Annotated in this window: 13 protein-coding genes, 2 tRNA genes and 3 rRNA genes; 4 read left to right on the top strand and 14 right to left on the bottom strand. The window is 43.7% G+C overall.

Going from position 1 to position 23,400, the window contains the following annotated elements:
• From ilvD (ACNS8M_RS00135) to ACNS8M_RS00125, 3 genes are all read right to left on the bottom strand, one after another.
• Positions 1–1,686, bottom strand: coding sequence for a dihydroxy-acid dehydratase (ilvD, locus tag ACNS8M_RS00135; RefSeq protein WP_419224954.1), 1,686 nt, complete (start codon positions 1,684–1,686; stop codon positions 1–3).
• Positions 1,687–1,904: 218 nt separating this feature from the next.
• On the bottom strand, positions 1,905–3,734 hold the full coding sequence (gene ilvD, locus ACNS8M_RS00130) for a dihydroxy-acid dehydratase (RefSeq protein WP_419224953.1): 1,830 nt from the start codon (positions 3,732–3,734) through the stop codon (positions 1,905–1,907).
• A gap of 249 nt (positions 3,735–3,983) precedes the next feature.
• Positions 3,984–5,351 carry an RNA-guided endonuclease InsQ/TnpB family protein gene (locus tag ACNS8M_RS00125; protein ID WP_419224952.1) on the bottom strand — a complete coding sequence of 456 codons (1,368 nt, stop codon included), beginning with the start codon at positions 5,349–5,351 and terminating at the stop codon, positions 3,984–3,986.
• A 461-nt stretch (positions 5,352–5,812) separates the two neighbouring features.
• Here ACNS8M_RS00125 and fmt point away from each other — a divergent pair, with 461 nt between their 5' ends.
• Positions 5,813–6,775, top strand: a complete 963-nt coding sequence (fmt, locus tag ACNS8M_RS00120) for a methionyl-tRNA formyltransferase (RefSeq protein ID WP_419224951.1) — start codon at positions 5,813–5,815, stop codon at positions 6,773–6,775.
• Positions 6,772–8,079 (top strand): 16S rRNA (cytosine(967)-C(5))-methyltransferase RsmB, encoded by a 1,308-nt coding sequence (rsmB, locus tag ACNS8M_RS00115; RefSeq protein ID WP_419224950.1) that lies wholly within the window; start codon positions 6,772–6,774, stop codon positions 8,077–8,079. Before fmt ends, rsmB begins: the two co-directional genes overlap by 4 nt.
• Positions 8,080–8,207: 128 nt before the next feature.
• Here the strand turns inward: rsmB and ACNS8M_RS00110 are convergent, their stop codons facing one another.
• From ACNS8M_RS00110 to ACNS8M_RS00100, 3 genes are all read right to left on the bottom strand, one after another.
• Positions 8,208–8,318: a methionine/alanine import family NSS transporter small subunit gene (locus tag ACNS8M_RS00110; RefSeq protein WP_004970370.1), complete on the bottom strand. Its 111-nt coding sequence runs from the start codon at positions 8,316–8,318 to the stop codon at positions 8,208–8,210.
• A gap of 1 nt (position 8,319) precedes the next feature.
• Positions 8,320–9,804 (bottom strand): sodium-dependent transporter, encoded by a 1,485-nt coding sequence (locus tag ACNS8M_RS00105; RefSeq protein WP_419224949.1) that lies wholly within the window; start codon positions 9,802–9,804, stop codon positions 8,320–8,322.
• Between the two features lie 515 nt (positions 9,805–10,319).
• A complete protein-coding gene (locus ACNS8M_RS00100) occupies positions 10,320–11,762 on the bottom strand; it encodes an aldehyde dehydrogenase family protein (RefSeq protein WP_419224948.1) in 1,443 nt (480 codons plus the stop codon).
• A gap of 175 nt (positions 11,763–11,937) precedes the next feature.
• Here ACNS8M_RS00100 and ACNS8M_RS00095 point away from each other — a divergent pair, with 175 nt between their 5' ends.
• On the top strand, positions 11,938–12,621 hold the full coding sequence (locus ACNS8M_RS00095) for a TIGR04219 family outer membrane beta-barrel protein (protein WP_419224947.1): 684 nt from the start codon (positions 11,938–11,940) through the stop codon (positions 12,619–12,621).
• 125 nt (positions 12,622–12,746) lie between these two features.
• Here ACNS8M_RS00095 and rrf read toward each other — a convergent pair.
• From rrf to tyrS, 6 genes are all read right to left on the bottom strand, one after another.
• A 5S ribosomal RNA gene (rrf, locus tag ACNS8M_RS00090) occupies positions 12,747–12,861 on the bottom strand.
• Positions 12,862–13,084: 223 nt separating this feature from the next.
• Positions 13,085–15,977 (bottom strand): 23S ribosomal RNA (locus ACNS8M_RS00085).
• Between the two features lie 376 nt (positions 15,978–16,353).
• Positions 16,354–16,429: transfer RNA gene (locus ACNS8M_RS00080), tRNA-Ala, on the bottom strand.
• A gap of 38 nt (positions 16,430–16,467) precedes the next feature.
• Positions 16,468–16,544 (bottom strand) — tRNA-Ile (locus ACNS8M_RS00075).
• Between the two features lie 61 nt (positions 16,545–16,605).
• Positions 16,606–18,142, bottom strand: a 16S ribosomal RNA gene (locus tag ACNS8M_RS00070).
• The 16S, 23S and 5S rRNA genes sit together here with 2 tRNA genes alongside, the layout of an rRNA operon.
• A 1,211-nt stretch (positions 18,143–19,353) precedes the next feature.
• Positions 19,354–20,586: a tyrosine--tRNA ligase gene (tyrS, locus tag ACNS8M_RS00065; protein ID WP_168418748.1), complete on the bottom strand. Its 1,233-nt coding sequence runs from the start codon at positions 20,584–20,586 to the stop codon at positions 19,354–19,356.
• 63 nt (positions 20,587–20,649) lie between these two features.
• Between tyrS and ACNS8M_RS00060 the strand changes: the two genes are divergently transcribed.
• The gene (locus ACNS8M_RS00060) at positions 20,650–21,777 is read left to right on the top strand and encodes an anhydro-N-acetylmuramic acid kinase (protein WP_168526448.1); all 1,128 of its coding nucleotides are present in this window, start codon (positions 20,650–20,652) and stop codon (positions 21,775–21,777) included.
• Positions 21,778–21,894: 117 nt separating this feature from the next.
• Here the strand turns inward: ACNS8M_RS00060 and erpA are convergent, their stop codons facing one another.
• A complete protein-coding gene (gene erpA, locus ACNS8M_RS00055) occupies positions 21,895–22,230 on the bottom strand; it encodes an iron-sulfur cluster insertion protein ErpA (RefSeq protein WP_004969742.1) in 336 nt (111 codons plus the stop codon).
• Between the two features lie 131 nt (positions 22,231–22,361).
• The gene (locus ACNS8M_RS00050) at positions 22,362–23,369 is read right to left on the bottom strand and encodes a putative solute-binding protein (RefSeq protein WP_168526450.1); all 1,008 of its coding nucleotides are present in this window, start codon (positions 23,367–23,369) and stop codon (positions 22,362–22,364) included.
• Between the last annotated feature and the right edge of the window lie 31 nt (positions 23,370–23,400).

Genomic DNA, 23,400 nt, shown 5'->3' with positions numbered 1-23,400 from the left:
TTAGACCTCTAAATTCAGATCGGTAACCGCACCCTTCTCTGCCCCCGATGCCAGTTTGGCAAATTTTGCCAAAGCACCATGGGTGTAGTTTGGTTTTGGTTTGACCCATGCAGCTTTACGTACGGCCATTTCTTCTTCCGACACATGCCAAGTCATTTCACGGGTTTCGGCATTAATCGAAATTTTATCGCCATTTTTCACCAAACCAATTGGCCCGCCTTCATACGCTTCTGGGGTCACATGCCCAATCACAAAACCGTGACTGCCACCCGAAAAACGTCCATCGGTAATTAAAGCCACTGAGTTTCCTAAGCCTTTACCAATAATGGCAGAAGTTGGTTTTAGCATTTCAGGCATACCAGGGCCACCTTTAGGGCCTTCACCACGAATCACCACCACTTCGCCTTCTTGGACTTCACCATCCAAAATACCGCGCATTGCACCAATTTCGCCTTCAAAAACACGTGCAGGGCCTTCAAAATACAAACCTTCTTTGCCTGTAATTTTGGCCACCGCCCCTGTTGGCGATAAATTGCCTTTTAACACCACCAAATGCGAATCTTTTTTAATTGGGGCATCAAACGGTAAAATAATCTGCTGATCGGCTGGGTAGTCAGCAACATCGGCCAAGTTTTCTGCCAAAGTTTTACCAGTAACGGTTAAGCACGAACCATCTAACATTCCTGCATCGAGCATACGTTTCATTAGCGGTTGAATTCCGCCAATCGCAATCAGCTCAGACATTAAATATTTACCCGATGGGCGTACATCTGCCACCACAGGTGTTTCCTGACCAATTCGTACAAAGTCATCTAGCGTGAGTTCAACCCCTGCTGAGTGGGCCATAGCAATTAAATGCAGTACGCCATTGGTTGAACCACCCAAAGCAATCAGCACTTTAATGGCATTTTCAAAAGCAGACTTGGTCATAATGTCACGCGGTTTAATGTCCAAACGCAACAGATTCATAACGGCTTCGCCTGCACGTTGGCAATCCTGCAATTTGTCTTGAGATACTGCTTCCTGTGCCGAAGAACCCGGCAAACTCATGCCCAAGGCTTCGATGGCCGATGCCATTGAGTTGGCGGTGTACATCCCACCACAAGAGCCTGCACCGGGCAAAGCCACTTCTTCAATTTGCTTGACCTGAATTTCGTTAATTTCACCTTTGGCATGCTGCCCCACAGCTTCAAATACCGAAATAATATCGGTATGTCCTGCACCTGGTTTGATGGTGCCGCCATACACAAACAAGCCTGGACGGTTTAAACGTGCCAGTCCCATAATGCAGCCTGGCATGTTTTTGTCACAGCCACCAATGGCAATTACACCATCATAAGCCTGACACCCCACCACAGCTTCAATTGAGTCGGCAATGATTTCACGTGAAACCAGTGAATATTTCATGCCTTCAGTGCCGTTAGAAATACCGTCTGAAATGGTGATGGTATTGAAAATAATACCCTTACCACCGGCCTGATTCACGCCTGTTTCTGCTTCTCGTGCCAAGCCATCAATGTGCATATTACACGGTGTGACATTGGCCCAAGTCGATGCAATACCAATAAATGGACGGCTAAAATCTTCATCCTTAAAACCGACCGCACGCATCATGGAACGTGCAGGTGCATTTTCAATGCCTTCATAGACTTCGGCTGAATGTTCGCGGATATTCTGTTTACTCATGGCTGATTCCTTAGCAAGATGGGTGAAATGACGTATTCATCATGACAATTTATTTTATTTTTCATTGTATCGAAAGCAGGCAGGATGTAAACGAAAATGCCTGTCTAATTTCATCGCTCAAATTTGCTGCGATACTGACATCGCTCATTGCAGACACATAAAAAAGCACCCCAATTTTGGAGTGCTTTTTTGTAGCAGCTTAAATTGCCAAGTACTGCTTAGATTTCACGTACCGCACCTTTTGCCGCACTGGTGGTATGCATGGCATAAGCTTTCAACGCTTTAGAAATTTTACGTGGACGTTCTTCTGCAGGATGCCAGCCTTTAGCTTCTTGCGCTTCACGACGTGCCTCCATAGTTGCGTCATCTACCGCCAAGTGAATGCTGCGGTTTGGAATATCAATTTCGATACGGTCACCATCTTCAACCAGACCAATCGCACCACCTTCAGCCGCTTCTGGAGAAACGTGACCAATTGAAAGACCTGAAGAACCGCCCGAGAAACGACCATCGGTCAGTAAGGCACATTCTTTGCCTAAACCTTTCGATTTCAAATAGCTGGTTGGATAGAGCATTTCTTGCATACCTGGGCCACCACGTGGGCCTTCGTAGCGAATCACCACCACATCACCCGCTGTAATTTTACCGCCCAAAATCGCGTCTACAGCAGCATCCTGACTTTCAAAAACACGTGCTGTGCCGTTGAATTTCAAAATAGAATCATCCACCCCTGCAGTTTTTACAATACAGCCATCTAAAGCAATATTGCCGTAAAGTACCGCCAAACCACCATCTTTAGAGAAGGCGTGTTCTGCATTACGAATCACACCATTGTCACGGTCACCATCTAAACGTGAATAGTAACGGTCTTGTGAGAATGCAGTTTGGGTGGGTACGCCGCCCGGTGCAGAACGGAAGAACTGGTAAACGTCTTCATTTTCGGTACGGATGATGTCCCATTTATCCAAAGCATCTTTTAAAGTCGCTTCGTGAACTGTGCCTACTGAAGTGTCCAATAAACCTGCGCGATCCAGCTCACCTAAAATAGACATAATACCGCCCGCCCGGTGTACATCTTCCATGTGAACGTCTTGTTTTGCAGGTGCAACTTTACACAAAACAGGTACTTTGCGTGATAAACGGTCAATATCATCCATGGTGAAATCCACACCTGCTTCATTGGCAGCCGCCAACAAGTGCAATACGGTGTTGGTTGAACCGCCCATGGCAATGTCCAACGTCATAGCATTTTCATAAGATGCTTTGGTTGCAATTGAACGTGGCAATACGCTGTAATCGTCTTGTTCATAATGGCGTTTCGCCAATTCCACAATCAACTGACCTGCTTTATCAAACAGTTTTTTACGGTTGGCGTGAGTTGCTAGAATTGAGCCGTTGCCAGGTAGAGATAAACCTAAGGCTTCTGTTAAGCAGTTCATTGAGTTGGCAGTGAACATCCCTGAGCATGAACCACAAGTTGGGCATGCTGAGCGCTCATATTCAGCGACTTCTTCATCGGTATAGTTATCATCTGCCGCCACAATCATTGCATCAATCAAGTCAATCGCGTGTTCATTGCCACGAATTTTGACTTTACCTGCTTCCATTGGGCCGCCAGATACAAACACCACTGGAATGTTTAGGCGCATGGCAGCCATCAGCATCCCTGGGGTAATTTTGTCACAGTTGGAGATACAGACCATAGCATCGGCACAGTGCGCGTTGACCATGTATTCTACTGAATCGGCAATCAAGTCACGTGATGGCAATGAATACAACATGCCGTCATGGCCCATGGCAATCCCGTCATCTACGGCAATGGTGTTAAATTCTTTGGCAACACCACCTGCCGCCTGAATTTGTTCTGCCACCATTTGACCGAGGTCTTTTAAATGCACATGGCCAGGTACAAATTGGGTAAATGAGTTGACCACCGCAATAATCGGCTTACCGAAATCTTCGTCTTTCATACCCGTTGCACGCCATAAGCCGCGTGCACCCGCCATATTTCTTCCGTGTGTCGATGTTTTTGAACGATAGTCAGGCATTATAAAGTTCCAACTTGGTTGTGCTGAAATGAATCTGAAATTCATTCTGGCGAAATAATACTGTTTGCAAGATCTGTATCACTGCAAAACAGTTTAAGAATCTTTGTATTTTACTACAGCTTGAGGTAGTAAGGCTGCTGCTTTACCGACTTTATGATGGATAAAAAGTGACGAAAACCCACAGCACCTTGTTGATCATACTGAAATGAACTACTCAGTGCTAAAGCAACCGAGTTTCCGTGATGCAGCCTAAGCTGCACACTTCTCTTTTGACGCTTCATCGGTACAGCGAGAAAAAGCTTTAACACTCTTTTTCGTCTTACGAACACCTCCACGCCCACTAGATGACAAGTGATTGTCATCCAACAGTGTTCCACTGTCTAAGATTAATTTTACTGCCCTCTGTTTAATCACCATTGCTGCATTATGATCTGCATTGTCAATGTGTCCACAATTCACGCATTTGAACCTGTCTTGGCTCTTGCGATTGTCGGGGCGAGTGTGACCGCATGAAGCGCACTCTTGACTGGTGTAAGCAGCAGGGATACTAAAAACTGCTTTTCCTAATCGTTCCGCTTTGTATTTCAGGAACGATGCGATCTGGTACCAACCTACATTGAGGATCGCCTTGTTTAAGCCAGCTTTCGCTTTGGCTTTATTGGGAATGAAACGACCTAACTCATCTTTTTTCGGTGCAGGCTTCTTAGTCATCTGCTTGGTATTTAATTTCTCAAATACAAAAACTTTACCAAATCCATTAACCAATGCATGGCTAGTTTTGTGGGCAAAATCCTTGCGGATATTAGCTTTCTTTGCATGATGCACCGCAATACGATGTTTGGTTCTTGCTCTGCGGTTAGAGTCTTTTTGTTGTTGTGATAGTTTCCGTTGCAGGCGTTTGATATAGCGATCCGCTTTAGATAGGTGATTCTTCTGCTCTTTGGAGAAATCAAATTCTTTATGCTCTGCATGAACAGGGATAACCACGCCACGATCAATACCAACCACAATCTCTTGTAGCTGTTCTGCTGTCATACCACGTAGATATTCTAGATGTTCTTCGGGCTTGATTACTTGAATGTCCTGATCATCTTCATAGCAAAATGACACAAAGTATTGACCACGTTCTTTACGGATGTAGAGGGATTTAGGCTCGTTAAAATCAGCATGAATCCCAAACTTTAAAATTCCGATGTTATTGGTTTTCGTACCAATAAATAGATGCAGTTTGCCAAACTGGTCAGGCTCGAATCTGAACAATTCACGGGTGAGGTAAATTGAGCCTTTATCTGTTTTCTTTTTACGCTTCGGACGACCACAAATGCCACTTTTAAACCTATCAAGAGTTTCTTTCCAATTGGTTGCTGAATTTCTCAGGATTTGGCTAGGGCATTGTTTTAGCCATGCGCTGAGTTCTTCTGATTTAAAGTGTGAGTATTTTTGATCTTGCGTTTCATAATATTGATTGTAAGGAGTGAACTTACGTGCAAAGCCACGGAAGTATTTATCTTCATCGCACTTAGCATTCCAAATAAAACGAGCGCAACCCATCCACTGACTAAGGATCAGCTTTTGATGATTGGTTGGATACGCTCTTAATTGGATGCCTGTTAGCAATGAAAATGCTCCTAAAAATACAATTTAATTATAACATAAAAAAGTGAATCTATAATACAAACCAATGATATTTAATGACAATTTTAACTTATATAGTCATATTAAGAAAAGAGCTGGCTCACCCTTAAAAGGGCGAGAATGCACTCTAGAATTTATTGTTCAATACAAAACTTTCATGAATAATTTTTAAATTTTGCATTATTAGGATCTGTTGACATTTCATAAATGGCTTGCGCTGTAGGCTAAAACTGAGCAGATTAGGCATGAAACGCAGGGAATAGCGAGACTATTGCCAAGTTTCATAACGCAATCTGAGAAAGTTTTAGCCACATGAGCAAGAACAAAGTGCTGCTTTGTTTGCTGAGCAAGGGGACAAGGTGGATTTGTTACAACCCGTTCCGACCTTTGAGCCGCAATTTGTTATAATTGCCGCGTCATCTAAAACTATGGGTTGATTTCCATTGAAAATCGTTTTTGCAGGTACGCCTGAATTTGCTGCAAGCGCTTTGGCAGCACTCCTGAACACCGAACATGAGATTGTCGCGGTTTACACTCAGCCTGACCGTAAAGCAGGACGCGGACAAAAACTCACAGCATCTGCGGTGAAGCAATTGGCACTTCAACACGATCTTCCTGTGTATCAACCTTTGCATTTTAAATCATCTACTGAAGAAGGTCTGGCGGCTCAACAAGAATTGGCTGCATTGAATGCCGATGTGATGGTGGTTGCGGCCTATGGTTTAATCTTGCCACAAGTAGTTTTAGATACGCCTAAATATGGCTGCTTGAATATTCACGGTTCTTTATTGCCACGTTGGCGTGGTGCAGCGCCGATTCAGCGCGCCATCGCCACAGGGGATACCGAAACAGGCATCACCATTATGAAAATGGCCGCCGGCTTAGATACGGGCGATATGATGTATAAAACCCGATGCCCAATTACTGAAACAGACACCTCTGCCACTTTACATGACAAACTGGCGCAGCAAGGCGCCGAAGCAATTGTTGAAGTATTGGCTTCTGAGCAAAAATTGCAAGACTATTTAGCCGCGCGTGAAGTGCAAGATGAAGCCTTGACGGTCTATGCACACAAACTGACCAAAGCCGAAGCGCAAATTAACTGGTCACAAACTGCAACCGAAATTGACCGTAATATCCGTGCCTTTAATCCGTGGCCTGTGGCGTTTATCCCTTTAGATGACACTCAAAACTTGCGCGTCTGGGGTTCAGCATTATCGGATGAATCTGCACAAGGCAAAGCTGCGGGTACAATTTTAAAACTAGACAAACAAGGCGTACACGTCGCTTGTGGCGATCAACAAGCAGTGTGCTTAAGCTCGTTGCAATGGCCAGGCGCTAAACCCCTGAATCCTGTGCAAATCATTCAAACTCAAAAACTTCAAACAGGACAAGTTCTCGCATGAGCCATTCTGAATCAGGCAACTCACATTTGAACTTGCGTGCCCAAGTCATCCGTACGCTATTGGCTGCACAACAAGGGCAGTCATTGGCGAGTGTTTTACCTGCACATTTAAGTAAAGTCGCAGAACGAGACCGCGCCTTGTTTCATGAGCTGGTTTTGGGCACCTTGCGACAATGGTATGCCCTAAAAAGCATTACTTTGCCGCTGTTGGTAAAACCACTCAACAATGAAACCGTTGAAACCTGCTTATATGTTGGCTTATATCAAGTGCTTTGCACCCGTGTAGCCAGTCATGCCGCAATTTCAGAAACCGTAACTGCAGCCAAACAATTGGGCTATCAAGCACTCAGCGGTGTGGTGAATGCGATTCTGCGTCGTGTTTCACGTGAAACATCGGAATTTCAAACGGCTTTGGCGCAGGCACATGGTTTGCCAAGTTGGTTGTATAAACGCTTGAAAAAAGATTGGCCTGAACAATTAGAACAACTGACGCAAACTTTAAAGCAAACCGCACCTCTGACCTTAAGGGTTAATACACGCCAAATCAGCCGTGATGACTATTTAGAAATTTTGCAGGAACAAGAGATTTCAGCAGAAGCTTGCACCGTGTCTGAAGTCGGCATTGTGATGTTGCAAAATGTGCACATTCCTGACTTACCTGGTTTTGATGAAGGCGTATTTTCCGTTCAGGATGAACATGCCCAACTGTGTGCAACGCTCTTGCCAAATTTAGATGGCAAAGTCGTGGTCGATGCCTGCGCAGCACCCGGCGGTAAAACAGCGCATCTGCTCGAAAAATTTCAGCCTAAAAAATTGATTGCCTTAGATCAGGATGCCAAACGTCTGTTACGTGTCAGCGAAAACCTAGAACGTCTGCAACTGAATCAAGAAGCGCAAGTCGAAATTTTGGCTGCCGATGCAACCACATGGAATGCCAGTGAAGCAGTAGACTGTATTGTATTGGATGCACCATGTTCTGCAATTGGAGTCTTGCGTCGTCATCCAGATATTCGTTTGCTGCGTCAATCTAGCGATATTCAGCAGACGGTGGTATTACAGCAACAGATTTTGCAGCAGATGTGGCAACAGCTCAAAGTTGGTGGCACCTTGCTTTACATTACCTGCTCGGTTTTAAAAGCCGAAAATGAACAGCAAATGCAGCAATTCTTTTCCGAACATCAAAATGCCAAAGAAGTCAAAATTGAGGCAGATTGGGGCATTCCACAACTGTATGGACGCCAATTATTGCCGCAACAAGGACGCGGGGATGGTTTTTATTATTGTCGTATTGAAAAAACCGCCTAAGCTATTTCTGTTTTAACGATTCTTCTCATTTAATAGCCTTTCCAAAAAATAACCCTTGAATCAATCAAGGGTTATTTTAGTTAGCCAGTGCAATGCTTTACAGCATCGCACCCGTTTCAGCAAAATGCTTAGTCTTCGAGTTCATCTGGGTTTTTGATCAAGTGAATCATCGCCAAAACTAACCCCCCCCAAAGTACCACTGTTGAAATAATCAACATCACCAATGCAGATGTATTCATCTTATTTCTCCGCTGCGTCGTGATCTTTTAAGCGGCTAAGCAATACCGCGCCAATAATAAAGAGCACTACGGTACCACCACCCACGGTGAGTAAAATGTGTAATGGATAACCACCATAGCCTTCTGCAAAAATAGATTTCAGGGTTAAGCCTAAAGCCACGAGCAATGAAAGCGGAGTCACGATGGTTAATAGGAAATTCCAGCCCCAACCCAATTTAATGCTTGAGTATTGGTTAACGTGTTGCTGCAATTCTTTGAGCAATGGACGACGGAACCAAGTCACCAAAATGATCGACAATAAACCACCACCAACAATACCAATGTTGTTGGCAAAGTAGTCAATGATGTCGACCAAAGTGATCGCGCTGTGGGTAGAGAATAAAATGGTTGAAACAATAGCTGAACCACCCGCAATGATGGTTACTGCACGCTTACGCGACCAACCCAGTTTGTCTTGGAACGCAGCAATGGGCACTTGCAGAATACTCACCATTGAGGTCACCCCTGCAACCGTCAATGAAGCGAAGAATAAGAAACCAAATAAATCGCCACCTGCACCCAAGCTTGAAATGATTTTCGGGAATGCAATAAAGGCTAAACCAATACCGCCAGAAACCACTTCATCTACCGATGAACCTGCGCTGTAGGCCATGAAACCAAGCGCAGCAAAAATACCAATACCCGCTAGAATTTCAAATGAAGAGTTGGCCAATGCCACCACCAAGCCAGAACCTGTCAAATTGGTTTTACGCTTTAAGTAAGATGAATAGGTCAGCATGATCCCGAATCCGACTGAAAGCGAGAAGAAGATATGACCAAAGGCAGCTAACCAAACTTTATAGTTCGCCATTGCTTCCCAGTTTGGGGTAAAGAAAGCATTTAAGCCATCTACCGCACCAGGTAAACGTAAAGCTTGAATCACCAAAATGGAGAATAAAATCACCAACAATGGCATAAAGATTTTATTCGACAGCTCCACCCCTTTTTTGACCCCACCATATAAAATGAACATCACCAACGTCCACACGATGACTAATCCAATAAATAAAGTCGGTACAAAACCGAAAGCTAAGCCTTCACCATTTTGCAAATAGGTCGAGAAGAAGAATTTTTCTGTATCTGCACCCCATTGTTGACCAATGGAATAGAACATATAGCTGCCTGCCCAAGACAACACGCTGGCATAGTAAATCCCAATCAACAAGGTCACCATCACTTGCCACCAACCAAGTGATTCGCTGTTCATCAGCTTTTTATAAGCCGTTGGCGGTGCTTTACGGTACTTATGCCCGACCGCATAGTCCAAAAACAATAATGGCAAACCTGCGGCAAAGATCGCAATTAAATACGGAATTAAAAATGCACCGCCACCATTTTCATACGCAACATAAGGGAAACGCCAAATATTGCCTAGCCCGACCGCAGAACCAATGGCTGCAATAATGAAGCCTGATCGTGCGGACCAACTCTCACGAGAATCTGTCATAGAACACCTAAACTTCAGAATATTTTTTACTGCTTGTTTTTAATTTTAACCTTTTATATAAATAAACCTGCTTTTTCATTAGCTTAAATTTACTTATATTACGGTACTTTAGCGCACACAAAAAATATTCTGCAAAAAATGAAAATCTGGGTGTTTGCTTTAGAGTTACACCTTGTGAGCGTCATGATCTAAAGATCAAACAGCGAAATATTCAGAAAATCTTGCTTAAAGTTTTTACAAAATAGTGCGCTTTTGTATGGCTTAACAATACTCATTTTTGAACAATTTTTCTGTAAATTCTGCTCAGAAAGATGCTTTTTATATGCACTTTTTTAATCAAACGTTCAAATTCCATTCCATTTTGACTTGATTTTTTGGTTATAAATAATATAACTATTTGGAATATATTTTTTAGCTTGTTCTGATTATTTTACTTTTCATCTATTCTAAGCAGCACCGAAGTTGTTTTTAAATCACTACAGCGCTAGGTAAATTACACAAAAAAGAGCAATGCCTTAACGCTTAATTACCAATAAACGTTCTTCCTGCATATCACGAATGGCAGATTGAATCCCTTCTCGCCCTAAACCTGAATCTTTCACGCCACCATAAGGCATATTGTCCACGCGGAAGGATGGAATATCATTAATAATCACACCACCTACCTGCAACTGCTCCCATGCATACAGCATTTTGTCCAGACTCTTTGTATACACACCTGCCTGTAAACCAAAACGGCTTTGATTAATACGCGCAATCCCTTGTTCAAAAGATGAATATTTTTCCAAAATGGCAACTGGCCCAAAGACTTCATCTTTATATACTTCTAAGTTTGGATCGACCTGTTCCAATAAAGTCGGCTCAAACATCACCCCTTTGAGTTCCCCACCGACCAACAATTTTGCGCCTTTCTTCACTGCCTTATCGACCCATTTTTTCAGACGCTGCGCTTCAGAAGCCTTAATCATTGGGCCAACTAGCGTCGTGTCTAAATCTGGGTCTGCCGCTTTGATTTTTTTCAGCTGGCTGACCATTTTCTTTTTCAGATCAGCATATATATCTGCATGCACTAAAATACGTTGCACACTAATACACACCTGCCCTGCATGATTATATGCCCCGCCAATGAGACGATTGATCAGCGCATCATTCAATTCTGTATCAGGTTCAATCATCACTGCTGCATTGCCGCCCAATTCTAAGGTCACTTTTTTACGGCCTGCACGGGCTTTCATATCCCAACCCACAACATCTGAACCCGTAAAACTCAACAGCTTAAAACGGTCATCGGTCACTAAAACATCCGCTTGTTCCCGCTCACAAGGCAATACCGAAAAAGCACCTTTAGGTAAATCTGTTTCTGCTAACACTTCTGCAATTTTTAATGCTGAAATAGGGGTAGCACTGGCAGGTTTCAGTACAAAAGGACAACCTGCTGCAATGGCAGGCGCAATTTTATGTGCAGTTAAATTCAGTGGAAAATTAAACGGACTAATTAAAGATACTGCACCAATCGGCACATGCTTGACCATCCCTTGATAATTTGCAGCAGCAGCCGTCACAGCCAAAGGCAAAATGCGCCCTTCATCTAATTGCGATACAGCATCTGCCGCAATTTGGAAGGTATTAATTAAACGCTCCACCTCTGCCATTGCAGCCATGCGTGGCTTTCCACCTTCAGCTATTAGAATGTCAACCAATTCTTCGCGCATATCTTGGAAACGCTGCACACAATGCAGCAGAATTTTTTGTTTCTGAAATGGCTGTAATTTTGCCATTTTGGCTTCTGCTTTGACGGCTGCACGAATAGCTTTTTCAATACTTTTTTCATCGGTAAGTGCGACACGTGCATATAATTTTTGAGAATATTTATGCTGAACGGCTAACCATTGCCCTGTTTCTACTGCTTTATTGGCAAGATACAGCGGGTAATCGACAGGTGGATGGACATTTTGCATACTGAAATCCTCTTTTTTTGGCGCGAATTAGGCTATATTTTTACAAGAATTGTGATTCAAGAAAATGTATGATGCACTAAGTTGGACAATAGCGCATAAGATATAGACATCCTATGCAAAATCACAATTTAAATCCAATCACGACAAAATGATGTCCACAAATTTTAGGGTTCTTATGATCACCATATCACGTTTTGCTTTAGCACTCAGCCTTGCTGGCTGTTCATTTGCACATGCCGATATCATTGGTTTAAAAGCCAGCCTAGATTACTGGAAATACAGTGCAGACTGGACTCAAACGCAACTTTCACCTGCGCTTGATGATGATTATGCCCTACCTTTTAGCATTTCAGTCGAGCATCCTGTGCCATTTTTGCCCAATGCAAAAATTAAACACACCAATTTACAGGCCGAAAGTGAACAAAGTGTTGCAGGTGTAAAAACCCATCAGCTCGACTTAGACTATTCAGATTTCATTTTATATTATGAAATTTTAGATAATATTGTTGCAGCAGATGTTGGATTCGGTGCAAAATTACTCGAAGGCGACTTAAGATCGAATTTGTTTTCAACACAAGACGTCAGTGAAACGCTACCTATGCTATATGCAGAAGCAGCGGTCAAATTACCGTTTACGGGTTTAAGTGCTAAAGCTGAAGCTAACTATGCCAAAAATAGCGACAATGAAGTACGTGATGCTCAAGCAGAAATTAAATATAACTTTATAGATGCCATTTTAGTCGATGTTGGTTTAAAAGCAGGCTATCGTATTTTAGATATTAAGCTGAATCAAGATTCCAATCAGGAAACTCAATTAGAGTTTAAAGGCCCATATTTAGGTTTAGAAGCACATTTCTAAGTATTTGATATTTATATAACTTTAAAAACCCCTTAAATTATGTTTAAGGGTTTTTTCTTCTTAAGATTTATATTTTATGTATAAAAAAACACCCTCAACGTTAGTTGAGGGTGTTTAGAATAATGAGCTGGCGATGACTTACTCTCACATGGGTAACCCCACACTACCATCAGCGCGAAGAGGTTTCACTTCTGAGTTCGGGAAGGGATCAGGTGGTTCACTCTTGCTATTGTCGCCAGCACAACTGTTATGGACTTGTTCGGGTCTTAGTTACATTGCTTAAGCTTGATGCTTTCGCTTGTAATGCCTTACTTGGTTCCAAATGAGTTATTAACAGGTTGGCTATTGTATCTGAAATTTCATGTTCAGCAAGGGCTGAATCAAGATATTTGATCTGATCAGGTTTAAGTGATCTTTTATGAATCGATTGATGCTTGTGATACAACAACTGTTTGGGTGTTGTATAGTCAAGCCTCACGAGCAATTAGTATTGGTCAGCTTCACATATCGCTATGCTTCCACATCCAACCTATCAACGTCGTAGTCTTCAACGGCTCTTTAGGAGGCATAAAGCCTCGGGGAAATCTTATCTTGAGGTAGGCTTCCCGCTTAGATGCTTTCAGCGGTTATCCCTTCCGAACATAGCTACCCGGCGATGCGACTGGCGTCACAACCGGTACACCAGAGGTTCGTCCACTCTGGTCCTCTCGTACTAGGAGCAGATCCTCTCAAATTTCCAGCGCCCACGGTAGATAGGGACCGAACTGTCTCACGACGTTCTAAACCCAGCTCGCGTACCTCTTTAAATGGCGAACAGCCATACCCTTGGGACCTGCTTCAGCCCCAGGATGAGATGAGCCGACATCGAGGTGCCAAACACCGCCGTCGATATGAACTCTTGGGCGGTATCAGCCTGTTATCCCCAGAGTACCTTTTATCCGTTGAGCGATGGCCCTTCCATACAGAACCACCGGATCACTAAGACCTACTTTCGTACCTGCTCGACTTGTGGGTCTCGCAGTTAAGCGCGCTTTTGCCTTTATACTCTACGCGTGATTTCCGACCACGCTGAGCGCACCTTCGTACTCCTCCGTTACTCTTTAGGAGGAGACCGCCCCAGTCAAACTACCCACCAGACATGGTCCTCGTCCCGGATAACGGGACAGAGTTAGAACCTCAACATTACCAGGGTGGTATTTCAAGGACGGCTCCACTCGAACTAGCGTCCGAGTTTCAAAGCCTCCCACCTATCCTACACAAGTAAGGTCAAAGTTCAATGTCAAGCTGCAGTAAAGGTTCACGGGGTCTTTCCGTCTAGCCGCGGGTACACCGCATCTTCACGGCGAATTCGATTTCACTGAGCCTCTGCTGGAGACAGCGCCGCCATCATTATGCCATTCGTGCAGGTCGGAACTTACCCGACAAGGAATTTCGCTACCTTAGGACCGTTATAGTTACGGCCGCCGTTTACTGGGGCTTCGATCAAGAGCTTCGCTTACGCTAACCCCATCAATTAACCTTCCAGCACCGGGCAGGCATCACACCCTATACGTCCACTTTCGTGTTTGCAGAGTGCTATGTTTTTAATAAACAGTTGCAGCGGCCTGGTTTCTGAGGCTGTCGACAGCTCAAGGAGCAAGTCCTATCACCATCAACAGCGTACCTTCTCCCGAAGTTACGGTACCATTTTGCCTAGTTCCTTCAGCAGAGTTCTCTCAAGCGCTTTGGTCTACTCGACCTGACCACCTGTGTCGGTTTCGGGTACGATTCCAGTGTAACTGAAGCTTAGAGACTTTTCCTGGAAGCAGGGTATCAGCCACTTCACTGTACAAGTACAGCTTGCTATCAGATCTCAGCATAGAGCACCCCGGATTTGCCTAAGATGCATGCCTACTTCCTTTCACCTGGACAACCAACGCCAGGCTGACTTAACCTTCTCCGTCCTCTCATCGCATTACACTGAAGTATTGGAATATTAACCAATTTCCCATCGACTACGCCTCTCGGCCTCGCCTTAGGGGTCGACTCACCCAGCCCCGATTAACGTTGGACTGGAACCCTTGGTCTTTCAGCGAACGGGTTTTTCACCCGTTTTGTCGTTACTCACGTCAGCATTCGCACTTCTGATACCTCCAGCAGACTTCTCAATCCACCTTCATCGGCTTACAGAACGCTCCCCTACCACGTATACAAAGTATACATCCGCAGCTTCGGCACATAGTTTTAGCCCCGTTACATCTTCCGCGCAGGCCGACTCGACTAGTGAGCTATTACGCTTTCTTTAAAGGGTGGCTGCTTCTAAGCCAACCTCCTAGCTGTCTATGCCTTCCCACATCGTTTCCCACTTAACTATGATTTTGGGGCCTTAGCTGGCGGTCTGGATTGTTTTCCTCTTGACTACGGACGTTAGCACCCGCAGTCTGTCTCCCGGATAGTACTCATTGGTATTCGGAGTTTGCATCGGTTTGGTAAGTCGGGATGACCCCCTAGCCGAAACAGTGCTCTACCCCCAATGGTATTCGTCCGAGGCGCTACCTAAATAGCTTTCGGGGAGAACCAGCTATCACCGAGTTTGATTAGCCTTTCACCCCTATCCACAAGTCATCCCCTGGCTTTTCAACGACAGTGGGTTCGGTCCTCCAGTTAGTGTTACCCAACCTTCAACCTGCTCATGGATAGATCACCCGGTTTCGGGTCTATACCCAGCAACTAGACGCCCTATTAAGACTCGATTTCTCTACGGCTCCCCTATTCGGTTAACCTCGCTACTGAATATAAGTCGCTGACCCATTATACAAAAGGTACGCAGTCACCGAACAAGTCGGCTCCCACTGCTTGTATGCATGCGGTTTCAGGATCTATTTCACTCCCCTCACAGGGGTTCTTTTCGCCTTTCCCTCACGGTACTGGTTCACTATCGGTCAGTCAGGAGTATTTAGCCTTGGAGGATGGTCCCCCCATATTCAGACAAGGTTTCACGTGCCTCGCCCTACTCGTCATCATTATGTGTGCCCTTTCGTGTACAGGACTATCACCCACTATGGTTGCACTTCCCAGAGCATTCCACTAAAACACACATAACTTAATGGGCTTTTCCCCTTTCGCTCGCCGCTACTGAGGGAATCTCAATTGATTTCTTTTCCTACGGGTACTGAGATGTTTCACTTCCCCGCGTTCGCTTCGTATGACTATGTATTCATCATACGATACCTACCTTAAGGTAGGTGGGTTCCCCCATTCAGAAATCTCCGGATCAAAGGATATTTGCCGCCTCCCCGGAGCTTTTCGCAGGCTATCACGTCTTTCTTCGCCTCTGACTGCCAAGGCATCCACCACATGCACTTAATTACTTGACTATACAACCCCAAACAGTCGACGTTACCTACAAGTTAGTAACTTCAACATTTCAGTTTAGAGCACTGTGCACTTAAGCACTGTACAGCTTCAATTAGATTCATATACCAAAACGCTTGATTCAGTTAATTTGCTAGTTCTCATTTCAATTCGTAATTAAAACGTAATACCGAAGCATTACTGTCAATCTTGAATTAAATGAGTTGAACAATTTATTTCAGACTCAATTTTGCCAATCTGTTAATGATTTCCTACCGCCTCGTCAGCGAGTAGTTCACTGTGATAAATCACAGAATTTAATAAATCATTAAATCTTTACGATTTAACCTATTTACTAAATTCTGTAATCTTTAGCTCATCCCGTACTTGAAAAGTACGTGGTGGAGACTAGGAGAGTCGAACTCCTGACCTCCTGCGTGCAAAGCAGGCGCTCTACCAACTAAGCTAAGTCCCCAGCTTATCAATAAGTCAATGTATCTATGAAGTATGTCATGGTGGGTCTGACAAGACTTGAACTTGTGACCCCACGCTTATCAAGCGTGTGCTCTAACCAACTGAGCTACAGACCCTCAGATACATCGTCATGAAGAACAACTTGTTGTGGATTCTTACCAATCGTCAATCTTTCGTTAAGGAGGTGATCCAGCCGCAGGTTCCCCTACGGCTACCTTGTTACGACTTCACCCCAGTCATCGGCCACACCGTGGTAAGCGTCCTCCTTGCGGTTAGACTACCTACTTCTGGTGCAACAAACTCCCATGGTGTGACGGGCGGTGTGTACAAGGCCCGGGAACGTATTCACCGCGGCATTCTGATCCGCGATTACTAGCGATTCCGACTTCACGCAGTCGAGTTGCAGACTGCGATCCGGACTACGATCGGCTTTTTGAGATTAGCATCACATCGCTGTGTAGCAACCCTTTGTACCGACCATTGTAGCACGTGTGTAGCCCTGGCCGTAAGGGCCATGATGACTTGACGTCGTCCCCGCCTTCCTCCAGTTTGTCACTGGCAGTATCCTTAAAGTTCCCATCCGAAATGCTGGCAAGTAAGGAAAAGGGTTGCGCTCGTTGCGGGACTTAACCCAACATCTCACGACACGAGCTGACGACAGCCATGCAGCACCTGTATGTAGATTCCCGAAGGCACCAATCCATCTCTGGAAAGTTTCTACTATGTCAAGGCCAGGTAAGGTTCTTCGCGTTGCATCGAATTAAACCACATGCTCCACCGCTTGTGCGGGCCCCCGTCAATTCATTTGAGTTTTAGTCTTGCGACCGTACTCCCCAGGCGGTCTACTTATCGCGTTAGCTGCGCCACTAAAGGATCAAATCCCCCAACGGCTAGTAGACATCGTTTACGGCATGGACTACCAGGGTATCTAATCCTGTTTGCTCCCCATGCTTTCGCACCTCAGTGTCAGTATTAGGCCAGATGGCTGCCTTCGCCATCGGTATTCCTCCAGATCTCTACGCATTTCACCGCTACACCTGGAATTCTACCATCCTCTCCCATACTCTAGCCAACCAGTATCGAATGCAATTCCCAAGTTAAGCTCGGGGATTTCACATTTGACTTAATTAGCCACCTACGCGCGCTTTACGCCCAGTAAATCCGATTAACGCTCGCACCCTCTGTATTACCGCGGCTGCTGGCACAGAGTTAGCCGGTGCTTATTCTGCGAGTAACGTCCACTCTTCTCAGGTATTAACTAAGAGAGCCTCCTCCTCGCTTAAAGTGCTTTACAACCAAAAGGCCTTCTTCACACACGCGGCATGGCTGGATCAGGGTTCCCCCCATTGTCCAATATTCCCCACTGCTGCCTCCCGTAGGAGTCTGGGCCGTGTCTCAGTCCCAGTGTGGCGGATCATCCTCTCAGACCCGCTACAGATCGTCGCCTTGGTAGGCCTTTACCCCACCAACTAGCTAATCCGACTTAGGCTCATCTATTAGCGCAAGGTCAAATGATCCCCTGCTTTCTCCCGTAGGACGTATGCGGTATTAGCATTCCTTTCGGAATGTTGTCCCCCACTAATAGGCAGATTCCTAAGCATTACTCACCCGTCCGCCGCTAGGTCAGTTACCGAAGCAACCTCGCCCGCTCGACTTGCATGTGTTAAGCCTGCCGCCAGCGTTCAATCTGAGCCATGATCAAACTCTTCAGTTAAAATCATTTTGAAGTTTTAATCTAAACTTCCAAATCTGGCTCATCAATTTTCTGACTTAAATTTCGCTCAAATAAACTTCGAGTAATTTAAACCAATCAATCAATGATAATATTTCGATCAATCAATCAGTAAAAATCCACACAAGTTGTTCTTCATAATCTCTTAATGATCTTATTTTCACTTCGTCAGTGAAAATATAACGCAAAACTTTCTCTACAACTTAACCCTGTGAGCTAAGTTACTTAGTTGTTTCGCGTCGGGATGGGTGCATTCTAGGGGATTTCAAAATCTTTGCAAGCCCCAAATTAGAATATTTTTCACGTATGTATTTTTTTTCTACAAAAATGCTTGGTTTTTTAATTTTTTAGCTATTTTTTCATCAAATTTAAATAAAAACTCTCCTCTACAATGCAGAGAAGACTTTTTTTATCCATACTTTTATGGGTTCAAATCGGTCAAGTTTTGAAGACTGCAATCAACGATTGCCAATGTATATGATTCGTTTCATCTTACGACATCTAAAAAATTTTACATCTCAGTTAAAAATGCTTTTGCATTATCCAAAATAATATTCCTACATACGGCGTACATCTAGCATTGATTTCATGTCAGCTTGGTGGTTTTGTCCGTTAATTCAAAGTTGATGCTTAGCATTTGCATTACCGACTTCAAGTTGACAAACCTACTCTTCTATTCGGCAAGTTTAGATCGCGCCATCCACATGCACTACTTACAAGATGTTTTACCATATATAAGTAGCTTTGAAATTTGAATTAGGTCTTAAAGTTTTAAGAATATTTTTATAAAACAAAGAGAAGTAATCTTACATTTTACCTTTAGATATAAAATACAACAAAACTAGAGGCAAAAAAAAGAAAGAGATCTCTCCCAAAATCTCTCCCTCGGAGTTGAATCTATATGCGATCCATATATCGTTATTATAGTTATACGAAAAAAAAGAGTCCCTTGGGGAAGAGACTTGGAAATTGTGGAGCTATAGTTATAAGTACCCTCTAGATCTGTTTTGTACACTGTGTCTAGATGGATGAATCATATACATAACTGAGCAAAAATGCAAGCCACTTGGCAAAATTTAAGTGTTGTTTTTATAAGGTTTTTTTTGAATTTACTTATTTAAATAATTCATATACCCAACATAAAATAAAAGCAGGCCAATGCCTGCTTTTATTTTCAATTACTTAGCACACGATTAGTCGGTAAAAGTGACTTTGGCAATCGCTTTTTTGCCCGCCTGAATAATATGCGTTGCATTTTCCTTCACAGAAAAACCTGCATCTACAACATTCCAGTCCACTTTTACTGCACCACGTGCAACTGCATCTTTGGCTTGCGCTGCATTTTTAGTCAGGCCTGCTGCACGCACAATAGAAGCAATAAATAATTCACCGCCAAACTCAGCACGTGAAATGGTCACCTCAGGTGTACCTTCTGGTAATTCACCTTCGGTAATAATATTGCCCGCACCTTTATGGGCGTTTGCAGCAGCTTCCGCACCGTGGAAACGCTCAACCAACTCAAGCGCCAAAATCTTTTTGATTTCTTGAGGATTACGCCCTTCTGCCATTTCTTTCAACAATACGTCAATTTCATCCATTGACTTAAAGCTGAGTAATTCAAAATAGCGTTCTATCAGACTGTCTGGCATAGATAAGACTTTTTGATACATCGCACCCGGTGCATCAAACACGCCAATATAGTTGCCTAAAGATTTAGACATTTTATTGACGCCATCTAAACCTTCTAAAATTGGCACCGTGATACACACTTGCGCTTCTTGATCATAACGACCTTGTAAGGTACGTCCCATCAACAAGTTAAAGGTCTGGTCTGTACCACCTAACTCCACATCGGCTTGTAAGGCCACCGAGTCATAACCTTGTACCAATGGATACAAAAATTCGTGAATCGCGATCGGTTGTTGGTTGTTATAACGCTTGGTGAAGTCATCACGTTCCAACATGCGTGCTACAGTCTGCTGCGATGCCAATTGGATTAAATCGGCTGCAGTTTTTGTAGCAAACCATTCAGAGTTAAACACCACTTTGGTTTTCTGAGGATCAAGAATTTTAAAAACCTGTTCTTGATAAGTTTTGGCATTTTCCAAAACTTTTTCACGTGACAACGGCGGACGAGTTGCACTTTTACCTGTTGGATCACCAATCATGGCCGTATAGTCGCCAATCAAGAAAAACACTTCGTGACCTAAGTCTTGGAATACTTTTAATTTATTGATTAATACCGTATGCCCCAAGTGTAAATCAGGTGCTGTCGGGTCAAAACCCGCCTTAATTTTTAAAGGACGATTCTCTTTTAATTTCTTCAGAAGATCTTCTTCAGAAATAATTTCATGCGTGCCTCGTTGAATGAGAGCAAGTTGTTCTTCAGCCGGCAGGAAATTTGACATCACGAAATCCAAACACATCAGTTATTCAATTTGTGCGATATACTAACACTTTTTCAGCATATTGCAGGCTATAGAATAACCATGACAGCGATCTATATTGGGGTAATGACGGGCACAAGCATGGATGGTGTCGATCTTGTTGCTGCTTCTTTTGATCCACTGCAACTCCACGCCACCCTAACTTTGCCGTTTGACCCTGATTTACGTGATGAACTCATGGCACTGACTTTGCCTGATGACAATGAAATTGACCGCATGGGCAAGGCCGATGTAGCTTTGGCCACCATGATTGGTCATGGCATTAATAGTCTGATCGAAAAAAATAAACTAGATAAATCTCAAATTAAAGCGATTGGCTCACATGGTCAAACGATTCGTCATCGTCCCGAACATGGCTTTACCTTGCAAATTGGTGACCCCAATATCATCACCGAAATCACACAAATTCCTGTAATTTCAGATTTTCGTCGTCGTGATATGGCCGCAGGTGGACAAGGTGCACCTTTAGTACCAGCATTCCATCAAAACTTATTTCAACATTCGAGTATTCATCGGGTTATTTTAAATTTAGGCGGTATTGCCAATGTCAGCTTATTACCTGCGGGGCAGCCTGAAGCAGTATCTGGTTTTGATACAGGGCCTGCCAATATTTTAATGGATGCTTGGTGTGAGCGTTATACAGGTCAGCCGTATGATGAAAATGGCAACTGGGCTGCTTATGGACACCCGATTCGCAGCTTACTAGATCGATTGCAAGCGCATGCATTTTTCTCTAAAGAACCGCCAAAAAGTACGGGGCGCGAAGACTTTAATTTGGAATGGCTAGATGAGCAAATTGCAGATTGGCGCAATGATGTGGAATATGACGAACTCGAAGATAATCCTGAAAACGTACAAGCGACTTTATTAAAGCTGACCACACGTGCCATTAAAAAAGCCATTTACCGTTCTGGCATGGATACAGGCGAAGTCTACGTCTGCGGTGGTGGTGCTTATAACTCCTACCTATTGGAACAGTTACGCTGGCGTTTGCGAAAACATCAGTGGACTGTGCAAAGCACAGCCGATTTAGGTTTGAACCCAACTTGGGTAGAAGCGACGGCGTTTGCTTGGTTAGCGATGCGTTTTTGCCAACAGTTAAGTGGTAATTTACCTGCTGTGACTGGGGCAAAAGGTGATCGCATTTTAGGTACCATGACCTTGGTTTAACTCCAAGCAGGAACAAAAAAGCCTTTCCTATTTCTGCACAGGAAAGGCTTTTTAATTTGTAGTACATCCATCCAGTTTTTAGATGGTTATACCTAAATAATTTTTAGATCACATTGGTTAGATTGAGAATGAAGAACCACAGCCACAGGTCGTGGTTGCATTCGGGTTTTGTACCACAAAACGTGAACCTTCTAAGCCTTCAATATAATCTACCACTGAACCCACTAAATATTGATAGCTGAGTGAATCGACCAGCATTTTTACATCGCCATTCACAAATTCTGCATCATCTTCATTTTGGCTTTCTGCAAAGTTAAAACCATAAGAAAATCCTGAACAGCCCCCACCTGTGACATAGACACGTAGCATTAAGTCTTGATTACCTTCGCTATCACGCAATTGGCGAACTTTTTTAGCAGCGTTATCGGTCAGCTCAAGTGCTTGGGCATTCATGATGGATTCCTCAGATACAATTCAGATGTCTTTTTCGCAAAAAGACCACTATTCAAGTATAGCATACTCAATATTGGGACTGTGATGCAGAATTAAAGTGAATTCTGAGTAATTATCTCAAGATTATCGAATCATTTATAATTTTCATCCTGCAAACCACATTCGAAATTGGTTGGCGCTTCTTTACAGCGGAATTGCCACAATAATTTCATCATGCGCTTGTCATAGACTCCACGTTTGGTCAAATCAATCCGCGATTCACGCATCATTTTTTGATAACCTGGTTGATCTGCTGCAGGCACTTGCATCCAATATTTGGCAGGAATATCGGCTTTCATTTTTCCTAAAATACCAAAGGCACGTGGTAATTGGCCTTTAACCCATTCACGTGATTTTTGCCCAAAACCTGCAGGGAATTTATCTGGGCGAATAATAATATTACCCGTCACCTGTAAAATTGGATAATTCACAATTGCGCCTTTGCTGCCTAAACCTTTATGTAACTCTAAAGGACGGAAAACTGCGGCTGGTGCGCCAATAATATCGACCTGACCATTGTTAAATTTACTGCCAAAATTGGTAACATCGGCACTAACTGCTTGCGCACCAATTTGCTGTACCATGATTTTTTGCGCTTGGTCGTAATCTAAAACTGCAATTTTTTTGCCTGCAGCTTTGGCCACGCTATTAATGCTGCGGTCATTCACCATCAAAAAGGCATCACCCACTGGAATTACACCAGCCACTTCATACTGACCATTGCGCATATATTTGGCAAATGCAGGACTGGCCAACCCTTGCATGACTTTTACTGCAAGTTTTAAATCAGGAATAGCACCAATGGCATCCAATGAACCTGTAAAGTGGTTAAATTGGCGCCCACGCATACCTGTTACACTAATCGCATCACACTTACCTGCTTTAAAGTCTTCTGCGATAACCCCTTCGTTTTGACCAACACGTAATTCAATATTGGCACCCCAATTTTTTGCGGCCAATTGATAATCTTGCATTAGGTTGTAAACATCACCATTTTTTCCAACCAAATCAAATACACAAACCACTTGTTTGGCCTGTACGGCGCTGGCAGCCAGAGATATCCCCGCACCGAATAATAAAGCCTGCGTCCATTGTTTCATGCATATCTTCCTTATTTTTTGTTTTTCTAAC

The organism is Acinetobacter sp. A2, assembly GCF_048537555.1.
Lineage (GTDB): Bacteria > Pseudomonadota > Gammaproteobacteria > Pseudomonadales > Moraxellaceae > Acinetobacter.
Note: the sequence above shows the minus strand (reverse complement) of the source record. Positions and strands in the feature narration are given on the sequence as shown.

Bases quoted from the DNA above. Each gene is read 5' to 3' on its own strand.
- ilvD (WP_419224954.1), bottom strand. From the start codon at position 1,686: ATGAGTAAACAGAATATCCGCGAACATTCAGCCGAAGTCTATGAAGGC.
- ilvD (WP_419224953.1), bottom strand. From the start codon at position 3,734: ATGCCTGACTATCGTTCAAAAACATCGACACACGGAAGAAATATGGCG.
- rsmB (WP_419224950.1), top strand. From the start codon at position 6,772: ATGAGCCATTCTGAATCAGGCAACTCACATTTGAACTTGCGTGCCCAA.
- ACNS8M_RS00110 (WP_004970370.1), bottom strand. From the start codon at position 8,318: ATGAATACATCTGCATTGGTGATGTTGATTATTTCAACAGTGGTACTT.
- ACNS8M_RS00105 (WP_419224949.1), bottom strand. From the start codon at position 9,804: ATGACAGATTCTCGTGAGAGTTGGTCCGCACGATCAGGCTTCATTATT.
- ACNS8M_RS00100 (WP_419224948.1), bottom strand. From the start codon at position 11,762: ATGCAAAATGTCCATCCACCTGTCGATTACCCGCTGTATCTTGCCAAT.
- ACNS8M_RS00095 (WP_419224947.1), top strand. From the start codon at position 11,938: ATGATCACCATATCACGTTTTGCTTTAGCACTCAGCCTTGCTGGCTGT.
- tyrS (WP_168418748.1), bottom strand. From the start codon at position 20,586: ATGTGTTTGGATTTCGTGATGTCAAATTTCCTGCCGGCTGAAGAACAA.
- ACNS8M_RS00060 (WP_168526448.1), top strand. From the start codon at position 20,650: ATGACAGCGATCTATATTGGGGTAATGACGGGCACAAGCATGGATGGT.
- erpA (WP_004969742.1), bottom strand. From the start codon at position 22,230: ATGAATGCCCAAGCACTTGAGCTGACCGATAACGCTGCTAAAAAAGTT.
- ACNS8M_RS00050 (WP_168526450.1), bottom strand. From the start codon at position 23,369: ATGAAACAATGGACGCAGGCTTTATTATTCGGTGCGGGGATATCTCTG.